This is a genomic window from Corynebacterium sp. KPL1986, assembly GCF_000477975.1.
Taxonomy (GTDB): Bacteria; Actinomycetota; Actinomycetes; order Mycobacteriales; family Mycobacteriaceae; genus Corynebacterium; species Corynebacterium accolens.
The window spans coordinates 1256099-1269797 of sequence record NZ_KI515719.1 but is presented as its reverse complement, the minus strand read 5'-3'; the positions used below and the strand labels follow the sequence as shown (position 1 = coordinate 1269797).

The following is a 13699-nucleotide window of genomic DNA, read 5'->3' as shown; positions in this document are numbered from 1 at the left end:
CTTTGAAAGCGAACTTTGAAAACGAAAAAATCGCGAGGCATATACCTCGCGATTTCGCTGTTGTGCGCCATCAGGGAATCGAACCCCGAACCCACTGATTAAGAGTCAGTTGCTCTGCCAATTGAGCTAATGGCGCAGTGTTGACGTCCTGCCGTGCGGCTCTCTGTGCAACGAGTAGAAACTTTAGCACCCCGGTTGAAAAACTGTAAAATCGACTGGTCATAGCGTGTTTTCGGGGGAGTATAACAGTTTGGACAATGGTGCGCTTGTTTCTGGTATTTGGGGTGGCAAGGCGATAATCTGGATTGGTCTTGAAAGAACTACTGTGTTTCTAAGGTCTACTTAGTGATTAACTCCCTCTCTAATTCCCGCCGCATTGCTGCTGCGAGCATTGCGTGCATTTCCCTGGTAGTAGCCTCGTGCTCCGTTGATTCCGCCGCTGAAAACCGCCCGGAGGATAAGGAAACTACCTCGAGCTCAGCAGAGAAATCTGAGCAGAAAGAAAAGTCGAAGCTTTCGGCTTCCGTGAAGGATGGGGCAGAAGACGTCGATCCATCCAAGCCCGTCACCGTGGAATCCACCACCGAGCTCAAGAGCGTGACCATGACCAATGAGCTGGGCGTGGAAGTTGAAGAAAAGCTTTCTGAGGACGGCAAGAAGTGGACTACGGCCGAGGATCTTGGCTATAACCACACCTATTCCATCGTTGCCTCCGATAAGGACGGCAATAAGAAGAACCTGAGCTTTTCTACGTCTCAGGCGGCGGGCGTCGCCCAGGTGGCGATGACGCCTATCCCGGGCTCCGAGGTGGGCGTGGGCCAGGTCATCGGCGTCAATTTCGGTACCTATATCACCGATCGCAAGGCGGCAGAGGACACGATTACGGTTAAGACCAACCCAGAGGTAGAAGGCGCGTTCTACTGGGTGAATAACCAAGAGGTGCGCTGGCGACCCAAGGAGTATTGGGAGCCGGGCACCAAGGTTGAGGTCAAGGTCGATCAGTACGGCAAGGACCTCGGTGGCGGAATCTACGGCGGGGAAAATACGGGGACGGATTTCACCATTGGGGATCGCACCGTCGCGCTGGTGGATAACGCCACCAAGACCATGAAGGTCTACAAGAATAAGGAGCTCCTGCGCACCATTCCGGTTTCGCTGGGCCGCGACTACCAATACGACACCCCGAACGGGCGCTATGTCATTGGAGATCAGCACCAGTCGCTCTTGATGGATTCTGAGACCTTCGGGTTGCCGCACGATGCGGGCGGGTATAGCACCGAGGTGGACTGGGCTACCCAGATGTCTTATTCGGGCATTTACGTGCACTCTGCGCCGTGGTCCGTGTGGGCGCAGGGTAACTCCAATACCTCCCACGGCTGCATCAACGTCACGCCAGAGGCAGCGCAGTGGTTCCAGAACACCGTCAAGCGCGGCGATATCGTCCGCGTATTCAATACCTATGGCGAGACGCTCAATCCCATGGATGGCTTGGGCGACTGGAACCTGTCCTGGGAGGAATGGTCCAAGGGCAACGCGGACGCTAATCAATAATCCGCACAACCTTTAGGCGCATGGCTACAGTGGTGGCCATGCGCTTTTCTATTTTGGACCGCGGGGCGGCGGGCACGCTCGATGGGATAGCCGAGCATGCGCAGCATGTGGAGCGGCTGGGGTTTCGCAGGTTTTTCCTGGCCGAGCACCACGGCGTGCCGGGCATCCCAGCGGGCCAGCCGGGCATGTTGGCCGCGCACGTAGCGGCGCGCACGCAGCGCATTCGCGTGGGGACCGCAGGCATCATGCTGCTCAACCACCCGCCGTTTCTTGTCGCGGAACAAATCAACCTTCTGGAGGCGCTGTACCCGGGCAGGATCGATATCGGACTGGGCTCCTCGGTGGGCTTTACGGCGCCGGTGCGCAAGGCCCTGCGCCAGGGCGATCCGCTGGAGCTCAAGCAGCAGTTCGAGAACGAGGTGGAGGCCCTATTGGGGTACCTGCGCGGCGAGGAGGCGGTCACGGTGAGGCCCGAGTACTCGGGCACGCCCCTCTATATCCTCGCCGGATTCCGGTCAGTTGCGGTGGCGGCGCGGCTGGGATTGGGCGTCATCCTGGGTGGGCCTGTTGAGATGCAGGAAAAGGCGGCACGGCTCTACCGCGAGCATGCGCTTGCCGATGCCCCACCTATCATTTCCTCCCTCAATATCGCCGTCGCCGATACCGCGGACCAAGCGCGCGACCTTTTGCTGCCGGAGTCCTATGCAAAGGTCATGGCCCAGTCCACCGGGGAATTCGCGCCGCTGCGCCCGGCCCGCGAATTGGACCTGGAGGGGCTAACGAGCCAGCAACAGCGCCGTATCGACGAGTCCCTGGGCCACGACGTCTGGGGGACGGTGGGGGAAGTGGGGGAGGAACTAAGGGGCATCGGCAAGCGGCTGGGTGTCGATGAGTTCCTGATTACCGGAGACATGCCGGATCTCGCGGGGAGGGCCCGCTCGGAGGAAATGGTGGTGGAGATATAAAAAATCCCGAGCGCGGGGCTCGGGAGATTGGGGTGGCTGACGGGACTCGAACCCGCGACAACCAGGATCACAACCTGGTGCTCTACCAGCTGAACTACAACCACCATCGTTGCGCGAAAGCAACGAGATATAGGTTAACTCACGCCGCGTAAATTACAAAAACGCCTGGTAATCGGCGGTTGTTTCGGCCTTGAGGGTCTCGGCTTCGGCAGAAGTTGGGCCCTCATCGGTGCGAAAGACGCTGCGGCGATAGAAATCCAGCTCGCGGATGGACTCTATGATGTCCTGCAGTGCGCGGTGGGCCATGCCCTTATCGGGCTGGTTGTAGTAGGCCCGCGGGTGCCAGCGCCGGGCGAGCTCCTTGATGGTGGAGACGTCGATCATGCGGTAGTGCAGCGCCTCATCCAGCCGCGGCATGTAGGCGCGGATGAAAGTGCGGTCGGTGGCGATGGAATTGCCGGCCAGGGGAGCGGGGTGTTCGCAGTGCTCGTTGATGAGCGCCAGCACCGCGTCCTCGGCCTCGCGGATGGTGGTGGCGGACTGGCGGATTTCCTTATCGAGGCCGGAGCTCGCGTGCATCTCGGTGACGAAGGAATCCATCTGGGATAGTTCCTCTTCGGTGGCGTGGACGACGAGATCGATGCCCTTGCCAAGGATGTTGAGGTTGCCATCCGTGATGACGGCGGCTACCTCGACGATGACGTGGCGCTCTGGGTCGAGGCCGGTCATTTCCAGGTCGATCCACACGAGGCGATCATATTTTGCGGCGATTTCGGGAGAAGACATGCGTTCCATTCTAGCCCCGGCCGGCGGGGCCCTCCGCGTGCCCCGATCCGCACCCCGCAAAACAAAAAGAAAAATTTACCTATCGTTTTACCGACACTGGGAAGTGATTTACGGCATACTTTCTATATCGTGCTTCACAAGGGAGGTGCGAATGACTAAGGAGTTTCTCGATGGCAAACTTTCTCGATGCCCTCAATTCCATAATTTGGTCGCCCGCCCTCGTGTTTTTGTGCTTGGGTGCGGGTGTTTATTTCACCGTGGTAACGCGGGGCCTGCAGGTCCGCTGCCTGCCGGATATGCTGCGGCAAATTTCTAAGGGCGAAAAATCCGATGACGGTGTTTCTTCCTTCCAATCGCTGATGGTCTCGCTATCTGGCCGTGTGGGCGTGGGTAATATCGCCGGCGTGTCCACGGCCATTGCTTTCGGTGGCCCGGGTGCGGTGTTCTGGATGTGGGCGGTGGCGCTTTTGGGCTCGTCCACCTCTTTCATCGAGTGCACCCTGGCGCAGATTTATAAAGAAAAGGACCAGGACACCGGCGAATACCGCGGTGGCCCGGCCTACTACATCGAAAAGGCGTATAAGCACACCAAGGCCGCGCCGTTCATGATGGTCTATGGCATCCTCTTTGCCATCGCCATGATTTTGGCCACCAGCTACTTCCTGCCGGGCATTCAGGCCAATGCTGTGGCCGCAGCGGCCGATACCGCGTGGGGTGTTAACTCCACCTGGGCCGCGGTGGTCCTGGCCGGCATTTTGGCCATCATCATTATCGGTGGCGTCAAGCGCATCGCTAACTTCGCCACCCTGGTCGTGCCGTTTATGGCCGTGATTTACATCGGCATCTCCATCGTCGTGATGCTCATCAACTACTCGCAGATTCCAGATGTCTTTGGCCTTATCTTTAAGTCTGCCTTCAACCTCGAGGCCGGGTTCTCCGGCATGCTGGGTGTGGCCATCATGTGGGGTGTCAAGCGCGGTATTTACTCCAACGAGGCTGGCCAGGGTACCGGCCCGCAGTCCGCTGCCGCCGCGGAGGTCTCCCACCCGGCTAAGCAGGGCTTCGTGCAGTCCTTCGCCGTGTACATCGACACCCTCTTCGTGTGCTCCGCTACGGCGTTTATGATCATCTCCACGGATATGTACACCGTCTTCCGCGGCGAATCCGAGGACGGCGAGGTTGTCTACCAGGGCTCGCTTCCCGATGACGTCGCGGTCGGCCCCGGCTTCGTCCAATCCGGCCTCGATAGCGTCTTTGCCGGCTGGGGCCCGACGTTTATCGCCGTGTCCATTGCTTTCTTCGCCTTTACCACCGTGCTGGCGTACTACTACATGTCCGAGGTCAACCTGACCTACTTCAACCGTTGGGTCAAGTCTCGCCCGATTCGCCGCGGCCTGGTGTGGGCGCTGCGCATCCTGATTATCGTCTCGGTCATCGTGGGTGCTACCACGACTCCGGGCTCGGCCTGGGCGCTGGGCGATATCGGCGTGGGCACCACCGCATGGCTAAATATCATCGCCATCCTCTTCCTGCAGGCGCCGGCGATCAAGGTCCTGAAGGACTACGAGAAGCAAAAGAAGGCGGGCAAGGATCCGGAATTCGACCCAGAAGCGGTGGGCATCAAGAACGCCGATTTCTGGGTGGACCGCAAAAACGCCCGCGCGGCGGCACAAGCCGCCAGCAAGCAAGCCGCCGGCGAGAATGCGGAAAGCTAGCCCATCTGGGAATAAAACCGCCCAATGAGCGGCGCGATGACTGGGGTCGGCAGCACCTTGCTGACCACGTTCATCGCCTTTGACAAGGGGCCAGGGACCACGCGTCGCTGGCCTTTTTGCATGGCCGCGATGGTCTCTTTGGAGCAGGACTCATATGTGGTCCACAACGCATCGGGCACGACCTTATCCACGATGGTCTGGTCCTCTTCGGCGATGGTCGCTTCGCGCACCGGCCCAGGAGCAAGCAATGTGCAGCTGATGCCAGAGCCCTTGAGCTCATAGTGCAGCGCCTCCGTAAACGCATTCACCCCGGCCTTGGTAAAGACGTAGGTCGCGTTATTGGGGATGGGGATATTGCCGGCCGTTGAGCCCACATTGCAGATGGCGCCCGCACGCCGCGGGAGCATATGTTCCAGCGCGGCGCGGGTCAGGCGGTGCACGGCGGTGCCATTTAAGGCGAATTGGGAGGTCTCGTAGCCCAAGTCCTGGTCCATGAAGGGCCCGAAGCTGGCGATGCCGGCGGAATTGACCAGGATAGAGACTTCCTTGGAGGAGATGGCGTCAATGACTACCTCGACCCCTTCATCGGTGGCCAAATCCGCGGGCAGGGCACTGGCCTCAATGTGGTGGCGGCGCTCAAGTTCTGCGGCTATGTCTTCCAAGATTTCGCCGCGCCGGGCAACGAGGATGACGTTATAGCCCATCGCCGCAAAATCGTGGGCCATCGCCTTGCCGATGCCCTGACTAGCGCCCGTAACCAGGGCATAGGAGGTACGAGATGGTGCCGGAAGTGACATTGTCGAGCCTTTCGAAGGAGCCGTTTGCTAAAGACCCCAGCGTAGACAAAAAGCCGGCATGCTGCGAAAAAGTCTCGAGGCATCACAGGCATATAGAGCTTCGAGGGGCCTCCTAATAGGCCATCAGGCGGCCATTCAGCTCCCCGTGACTGCTACGCTCCGGAGAAATATCGGGAGTGTGACTGGCGGAGGTTTTCCTCACTCGCGCTAGCAACCGCCACAATTTCCATATCCGGGTCATTATTGGATCGGTCTAAACGCAATCGTTCACGCGTAGCTGCGGAGAGTGAATCGAACTTTTCACATCGGACAGTGCCCTTTTTGCGATGGTATTCAATCAAGAATGCTGGCATGGAGCTTGTCACTTTCCTTTCTGTGCGATGTCTGACCGTACTTTAACTAATTCCGAAAGTCTATCTTCGAGTATGCCAAAAGCACGGCTCCTCAGCTGACGAATTTGCCGAGGTCAAGCCCGGGGTCAAGTCCGGTGGGCAAATCCTAGAGTGCTTCAGATGATATTTGGACACTCGAGCGTAACCATCACGAAGGAGACAGATACGGTCATCTTTATCCGGAAGATTTAAGCGCGTTCACTTCCGGTTGCGATACGTTATTTTCAAAGGATTGTGCCCATTGTGTGCCCAAAGGCCACTTTCTTCGCGGTGTTAATTCGTCAGAAAGTGGCCTTGAGCTGCGGTGCCCCCAGCAGTGTCTGAGTTCACGACATATTTGACACCCTGTTCCTGCGAAGGCAGTCCTGATGCTTGACAGGTGAGTCGGGACAAACTTGACACTTAGCCCACCCTTACCGTGTCAGGTGATGTTTTACAGGTGAGTCGGGACATGTTTGACACTATGAACAGTCCCAACCGTAACCTCGCCATCGTCAAAGCAGTCCGCGGGCAAAAGCGCAGCCCATCACAAGTAGCCAAGCAATTCGGTATCTCTCGCCAACGCGTTTACCAAATCCTTCATGCCTTCGATGCCGGTGGCACAGACGCCATCGCGCCGAAATCCCGCGCCCCACGCACTCACCCCCAAGCCGTGCCAGACACCGTGTGCAAAGACATCATCACAATCCGTAAACAGCTCACCCGTCACGGACTCGACGCAGGTCCAGAAACCATTGCCTACCACCTACAACAAGACGGCAAACGCGTCCCTTCAACCTCGACAATCCGCCGCATCCTAAGAAAAGAAGGACTCATCACCCCAGCACCAAAAAAGAAGCCCAAAAGCTCCTTCATCCGCTTCGAAGCAGCCATGCCCAACGAATGCTGGCAGGCTGACATCACCCACCTGTACCTAGCGGACACCACCCGCATCGAAGTCCTTGACTTCCTCGACGATCACTCCCGCTACCTGCTATCAATCACCGCAGCCGCAGCCTTTAGCGGCACACAAGTCGCCGAGGAACTATCACGCCTGATAGCAGAATACGGACCACCAGCATCCACACTCACCGACAACGGCCTCGTCTTCACCGCCCGCCTAGCAGGACGCAAAGGCGGACGAAACGCCTTTGAAAAAGTCCTCAACGCCAACAAAATCCAACAGAAAAACGGCCGACCAGGCCATCCCCAAACCCAAGGAAAAATCGAGCGATTCCACCAAACCCTCAAAAAATGGATCAACGCCCGACCACCCGCTAAAACCGTAGCTGACCTGCAGACACTCCTCAATGAATTCCGCGACTACTACAACACCACACGCCCCCACAAAGCACTAGGCCGACGCACCCCACACCAGGCCTACACCACCGGCACCAAAGCCAACCCAGCCCACAACCCGACACAAGAATGGCGCACAAGAAACGACGTCGTCTGGGACAACGGCAAAACCACCGTGCGCTACGCCGGCAAAATCTTCCACCTAGGCATAGGCCGCAAATGGAAAAGACAGAAAATCCTCATGGTCATCGCCGACAACCACGTCATCACATCACTAGCCGAAACCGGAGAAGTCATCACCGAGCACTACATCGACACCAGCCGCAACTACCAAAAGCCCTACTGGAAACAAGGAGACCCACCCCTAGGCCCAGAATAAGAAGAAACCGGCATCCCAGAACAAAAAGAAACTGAGATGCCGGTTTGTCAACGATGTCGCGACTCACCTGTCAAGCATGTCGCGACTCATGACAGCGGTGCCCCCAGCAGGACTCGAACCCGCGACACATGGGGTAGAAACCCACTGCTCTAATCCGCTGAGCTATGGGGGCTGGACAGCACACTCATATTAGCCCACAGCCACGGCGATTCCTAAGCCAGGGGGCGGGCGGAATCGTGCGAGCGCAAAATGTCGACCAATTCTTGGGCGGCCGGGGTAAGTTCGCGGTCGGAGCGATAGGCCAAGATGGCATGGAAGCGCGGAAGATCCTCTTTGACCGTTAGTTTAGCGATGCCCTGCGGATGCAGCGCGGGGGCGCACCGGGGCATGAAGCTGATGCCAAAGCCACTGGAAATCATCGGGATGGCGGCATGCAGCGATGCGACGTCTTGAATGTGATCCGGCTTGTAGGAGGGGTGGTTCTCCCACAGGTCATCGTAAAGCTCCGCCATGCCTGGAAGCTCGCGGCAGTGGGGAGGCACCAGCCAGGTTTCCTCGCGCAAGTCCTGCAAGGAGACAGGGGAAGGAAGGTCTGCCATGGCCTCTGGCACCGCGAGGGAGTAGTCGAATTCGGCGACGTCGTGGATGGTGAGCTCGGGAGAGTAGCGGCGGATGAAGGCTTTGGGGTCGGACGTCGGCAAGAGCGCGAGGTCCACCTGGCCTTCCAAGAGCCGCTTGATGGCGGTGGCGGCGGTGGAATCATCCAGGCTGATGCGAGCTGAGGGGTGGATTTCGGTGAGCTCGGAGAGGACGGAAGGGGTAAATTCCCAGTTTAAGATGGGGCACGACGTCAGGGACACGGTATTGGCGTTATCGCCGGTGATTTCGCTGATGTGGCGTTGGGCATCGGCAAGCAGGGCATCGACCTTGAGGGCGGTGTCATAGACATAATCACCCGCCTCCGTGGTGGTTACGCCCGAGCGCCCGCGGGAGAGCAGCTGGGTATTGAGCTCCTTTTCCAATTTGCGGATGGAAAGGCTCAGGGAAGGCTGGGTCATTTCAAGGGCTGCGGCGGCATGGGTGAAGGACCCATTGTCTACAACGGCACGGAAATAAAGAAGTTGACGGGTGTCCATAGGCTCTATCATGGCACATCCGGGGGCAAAATATGCGTTCGCTTTGGATTAGGGTGGCCCTATAGAATGCGAGCTATGGTCAATACGCTGGTCAAAAGCACGCCGTCTGGAACGCAAAAACCCCGTCCTTCCTGGGGAATTTTTATTGCAGCAATGCTTTTTGCTGGCTTGGTCGCCGGGTTCATTTCCCTATTCTTATTGGCGGGTTCCTTGGCCGCCTTGGGCATTCCGGACCCAGGGCGGATTACCACCTTCGGCTTGCCGCTTTTCCGCGGTCTGGCGTGGCTGCTGATGGCGCTATCCGTGGGATCCTTTTTGGCCTCGTCGTTTCTCATCGCCCCGCGCGGGGACAACGATTCCCTCATCGAGGCGCCTTTATCGGTCGACGGCCATATCGCCGCCCGCACTGGCACGTGGTCGGCCTTCGGCGTTGCGGCCGTGGGGCTGGTAGAAATCCCGATGATCATGTCGGACCTGACCGGCACGCCATTTTTTAAGGTCTTCAACCTGACCATTTTGAAAATGGCCTTTACGGAGATTTCCTCCACCATCGTGTGGGGAATCGCGGTGCTTATCGCCCTTACCGTGGGAATTATTGGCAGCTTCAGCCGCACCTGGGCCATGCAGCCGGTCCTGCTTTTGCTGTCCATCCTGCAGGTGGTTCCCATCGGCCTTGAGGGCCACTCCGCGACCGGCGGCGACCACGACTACGGCACGAACTCGCTGCTGTGGCACCTGGTATTTGTGATGCTGTGGGTGGGCGGCCTCATGGCGCTCATCGCGCATGGACGGCGCCTGGGCCCGAACCTCGCCTTCGCCGTCAAGCGCTATTCCGCCATCGCATTCATGGCTATCGTCGTGTTGGCCGTGTCTGGCCTGGTCAATACGCTCATCCGGATGGATATTTCGGACCTACCGCAATCGCCCTACGGCATCATCCTGATCACCAAATTCGTGCTCACCATCCTGCTGGGCATTATGGGGCTTATCCACCGTGAACTCACCATTCCGCAGTTAGATAAAAACCCGCGCCTCTTTATCCGCATCGCCATCGTGGAGCTCGCGGTCATGGCGGGCACGATTGGCGTAGCCATCACCTTGGGGCGCACCGTGCCGCCGCCACCGCGGGATCCGAACTTGAGCTCCATGCAGATCCTCATGGGCTATAACCTGCATGAGGCGCCCACGGTATTCAATATCTGGACGATGTTCCGCTTTGACATCATGTTTGGCACGATTGGCCTGCTCTTGGCCGCGGCATATGGCTACTGCGTTTACCGCGTGCACAAGCGCGGATTGAGCTGGGACAAGGGGCGCACCGCGTGGTTTATGGTCGGTTCGCTGGGCCTTACGCTCGTCATGTCCACTGGCCTAGGCCTGTACATGCCAGCAATGTATTCCATCCACATGCTGGTGCACATGATTTTGTCCATGACCATTCCGCTGCTCATGGTGCTAGGCGCGCCCTTCACCTTGGTCATGGAGGCCTACGAACCGGGTCCGAAGGGCCAACCCAGCCCGCACGATTATGCCTTGGCGCTGACCCAATCTAAGTTCGTGCGGGTCATTACCAATCCCTTCGTGAACTTGGCGCAGTACCTCTTTTTCCTCTACGTGCTCTATCTTTTCCCGAGCCTGTACGAATTCGCCATTTCGGAGCACGCCGGCCACCTCATCATGAACTACGTGTTCCTCATTTCCGGCTACTTCTACTTCTGGGAGGTCATTGGCCCAGATCCCTTGCCTAGGCGCCATTCCACGCCTTTCCGGCTTGGCATGCTTTTCTTGTCGATGCCCTTTCACCTCTTCGCCGGCGTGTACCTGATGCAGCTGCAGACGGTGCTTGGCCTCGACTTCTATCAGTACCTCGAGCTGCCTTGGGATCAAGACTTGCTGCAGGACCAGCGCGTGGGCGGGGGCATTGCCTGGGGCTTTGGCCAATTCCCCTTGGTCATTGTCTTTGGCAAGCTCTTTTTGGATTGGCTGCGCGATGACCGCGCGACGGCGCGGCGCCACGATGTGCAGGCGGAGGCGGACGATGACGCTGAGCTCGCCTGCTATAACGCGATGCTGGAGGATATGAGCCACGGCGATGAAAGCGGATTCCGCGGGCACTAATTTATTGCCCACCTGTGGATAACCCACCCGAAAGTGACCATCCTGGCACCACTTTGTTGAAGGGGACAACAAGTTATCCACAGCGCTGGGTGGTACGGCATGGTGCAGGTTGCGTTTCGGCAGCAGGATGTGAAGGCGAGCGAGGGACATACCACTCGCGAACTCACAACCTAGTAAAGGAATTTCAGCACCATGTCTCAATACCCAGTGATGCTCACCGGCCGCCTTACCCAAGATCCCATCTTGACCAAGACCTCGACCGGCGCATATAAAACCAAGCTGCGCATCGCATCCTCCCGGCGCGTTCCTGATCGCCCCGCCGATACCGGCACCGACGCCGATAACCAACGCGGCCAGCAGCAGTGGCGCGATGTAGACCACCTCTTTATTGACGTGGAAATGTGGAACCAATTTGCCATCAACGTCAAAAAATCCCTGGCCAAGGGCATGCCGCTGCTCGTCTGCGGTTCGATCGTCTCCGACCAGTGGCGCGATGATGAAGGCAAGGACCACTACCGCACCTTTATCAAGGCCCAGTATGTGGGCCTGGACCTAAACCGCCACGTCATCGGAGCAAAGCGCTTGGCGCCGCAGTATAACCAGGAAAACATCGCCATCCCAGAGCTTGGTGAAAACGAAGTTGTGCCCGACGTGGATAACTCCGCGCCGGGCGATACCGCCGCTGATACCGCTGCAGACCGCATCCAAGCGGGAAATAGCGCGGCAGCCCAGGACGGCGAGGAAGTAGCAACGCAAGAGGAGGAGGCCGCCGAAACCGTGCATGCATAACGCCAGCCATCCGCCTCGGGTTCGCCCGACCCGAGGCACCTAGGCGCGCATTCTGATGTAGTGTTTGTGTAGATAAATACGTCTCCCAAATTTTTGCAAAGGGGTAAAAAGTGGGCGAATTCATCTACACGATGAAAAACGTGCGCAAGGCAATTGGCGATAAGGTCATCCTTGATGATGTCACGATGGCGTTCTACCCGGGCGCCAAGATTGGTGTGGTCGGCCCCAACGGTGCCGGTAAGTCCTCCATTCTGAAGATCATGGCCGGCTTGGATCAGCCTTCCAATGGTGAGGCATTCCTCGATCCGGGTGCTACCGTGGGCATCTTGCAGCAGGAGCCGCCGCTGAATGAAGAAAAGACCGTGCGCGGCAACGTCGAGGAGGGCCTCGGCGATATCTTTGAAAAGAAGCAGCGCTTCGAGGAAATCGCCGAAGAAATGGCGACCAATTACAGCGATGAGCTCATGGCAGAAATGGGCAAGCTGCAAGAGGACTTGGATGCCGCCGATGCATGGGAGGTTGATTCCAAGATCGAGCAGGCAATGGAAGCATTGCGCTGCCCGCCTTCCGATGCCCCAGTGACCAACCTCTCCGGTGGTGAGCGCCGCCGCGTGGCCCTGGCCAAGCTCCTGTTGACGGAGCCGGACCTGCTGCTTTTGGACGAGCCCACCAACCACTTGGACGCCGAGTCCGTGGAGTGGCTGGAAAAGCACTTGGCGGATTACCCAGGTGCCGTCCTAGCTGTCACCCACGACCGTTACTTCCTGGACCACGTCGCGGGCTGGATCTGTGAGGTGGATCGCGGCAAGCTGTACCCGTACGAGGGCAACTACTCCACCTACCTGGATAAGAAGCAAGAGCGCCTCCAGGTCGCCGGTAAGAAGGACGCCAAGCTGCGCAAGCGCTTGAAGGACGAGCTGGAATGGGTACGCTCCGGTGCCAAGGCTCGCCAGGCCAAGAACAAGGCTCGTTTGGAGCGCTACGAAGAGATGGCTGCAGAGGCGGAGAAGTACAAGAAGCTGGACTTCGAGGAAATCCAGATTCCTACGCCGCCGCGCTTGGGCAATAAGGTCGTCGAGGCAAAGAACCTGGTCAAGGGCTTCGATGATCGCACCCTGATTAAGGACTTGTCCTTCACCCTGCCGCGCAACGGCATCGTCGGTGTCATCGGCCCGAACGGTGTGGGTAAGACGACGCTGTTTAAGACCATCGTCGGCTTGGAAGAGCCGGATGATGGCTCGGTTGAGGTCGGCGAGACCGTCAAACTGTCCTACGTGGACCAGAACCGCGAGAATATCGACCCAGAGGCTACGGTGTGGGAGGTCGTCTCCGGCGGACTGGATTATATTCACGTTGGCCAAAATGAGATGCCATCGCGCGCATACCTGTCCGCGTTCGGCTTCAAGGGCCCGGATCAGCAAAAGCCGTCGAAGGTGCTCTCCGGTGGTGAGCGCAACCGCCTGAACTTGGCGCTGACCTTGAAAGAGGGCGGCAACCTTATCCTTCTTGATGAGCCAACCAACGACTTGGACGTCGAAACCCTGGGTTCGCTAGAAAACGCCTTGGAGAAATTCCCTGGCTGCGCCGTTGTTATTTCCCACGACCGCTGGTTCTTGGACCGCACCTGTACCCATATTCTGGCGTGGGAAGGCAACGTTGCCGAGGGGCAATGGTTCTGGTTTGAGGGTAACTTTGGTGATTATGAGAAGAACAAGGTGGAGCGTCTGGGAGAAGACGCCGCCCGTCCTTCTCGCGTCACTCACCGCAAGCTCACCCGATAATCCCTGAGGAGA

Annotated in this window: 10 protein-coding genes and 3 tRNA genes; 7 read left to right on the top strand and 6 right to left on the bottom strand. The window is 58.2% G+C overall.

Features of this window, described 5'->3' with window-relative positions:
* Positions 1-63 precede the first annotated feature (63 nt).
* Positions 64-136, bottom strand: a tRNA-Lys gene (locus tag HMPREF1287_RS05925).
* 209 nt (positions 137-345) lie between these two features.
* Between HMPREF1287_RS05925 and HMPREF1287_RS05920 the strand changes: the two genes are divergently transcribed.
* On the top strand, positions 346-1551 hold the full coding sequence (locus HMPREF1287_RS05920; protein WP_023016992.1) for an Ig-like domain-containing protein: 1206 nt from the start codon (positions 346-348) through the stop codon (positions 1549-1551).
* A gap of 20 nt (positions 1552-1571) precedes the next feature.
* Positions 1572-2516, top strand: coding sequence for an MsnO8 family LLM class oxidoreductase (locus HMPREF1287_RS05915; protein WP_023016993.1), 945 nt, complete (start codon positions 1572-1574; stop codon positions 2514-2516).
* 28 nt (positions 2517-2544) lie between these two features.
* Here the strand turns inward: HMPREF1287_RS05915 and HMPREF1287_RS05910 are convergent.
* Positions 2545-2620 (bottom strand) — tRNA-His (locus HMPREF1287_RS05910).
* 49 nt (positions 2621-2669) lie between these two features.
* Complete coding sequence (gene orn / locus HMPREF1287_RS05905) at positions 2670-3311, bottom strand: oligoribonuclease (protein ID WP_034654203.1); 642 nt, start codon at positions 3309-3311, stop codon at positions 2670-2672.
* Positions 3312-3472: 161 nt separating this feature from the next.
* Between orn and HMPREF1287_RS05900 the strand changes: the two genes are divergently transcribed.
* Entirely contained in the window at positions 3473-5017 is a 1545-nt protein-coding gene (locus HMPREF1287_RS05900) for a sodium:alanine symporter family protein (protein ID WP_023016995.1), read from the top strand.
* Here HMPREF1287_RS05900 and cmrA read toward each other — a convergent pair.
* Positions 5014-5814, bottom strand: coding sequence for a mycolate reductase (cmrA, locus tag HMPREF1287_RS05895; protein ID WP_023016996.1), 801 nt, complete (start codon positions 5812-5814; stop codon positions 5014-5016). The two genes, HMPREF1287_RS05900 and cmrA, sit on opposite strands and share 4 nt — an antisense overlap.
* 855 nt (positions 5815-6669) lie before the next feature.
* On the opposite strand from cmrA, the gene HMPREF1287_RS05890 reads away from it, so the two are divergent.
* A complete protein-coding gene (locus HMPREF1287_RS05890; protein WP_034653752.1) occupies positions 6670-7863 on the top strand; it encodes an IS481 family transposase in 1194 nt (397 codons plus the stop codon).
* 98 nt (positions 7864-7961) lie between these two features.
* Here the strand turns inward: HMPREF1287_RS05890 and HMPREF1287_RS05885 are convergent.
* Positions 7962-8035: transfer RNA gene (locus HMPREF1287_RS05885), tRNA-Arg, on the bottom strand.
* A 40-nt stretch (positions 8036-8075) separates the two neighbouring features.
* A complete protein-coding gene (locus tag HMPREF1287_RS05880; RefSeq protein WP_034654201.1) occupies positions 8076-8999 on the bottom strand; it encodes a LysR family transcriptional regulator in 924 nt (307 codons plus the stop codon).
* A gap of 66 nt (positions 9000-9065) precedes the next feature.
* Between HMPREF1287_RS05880 and HMPREF1287_RS05875 the strand changes: the two genes are divergently transcribed.
* The 3 genes from HMPREF1287_RS05875 to ettA all read left to right on the top strand — a co-directional run bounded on the left by HMPREF1287_RS05875 (position 9066) and on the right by ettA (position 13687).
* Positions 9066-11117, top strand: coding sequence for a cytochrome c oxidase assembly protein (locus HMPREF1287_RS05875; protein WP_034654200.1), 2052 nt, complete (start codon positions 9066-9068; stop codon positions 11115-11117).
* Positions 11118-11309: 192 nt separating this feature from the next.
* On the top strand, positions 11310-11906 hold the full coding sequence (locus HMPREF1287_RS05870; RefSeq protein ID WP_023016998.1) for a single-stranded DNA-binding protein: 597 nt from the start codon (positions 11310-11312) through the stop codon (positions 11904-11906).
* Between the two features lie 110 nt (positions 11907-12016).
* Positions 12017-13687, top strand: a complete 1671-nt coding sequence (gene ettA, locus HMPREF1287_RS05865) for an energy-dependent translational throttle protein EttA (protein WP_005277855.1) — start codon at positions 12017-12019, stop codon at positions 13685-13687.
* The last annotated feature ends 12 nt before the right edge of the window (positions 13688-13699 follow it).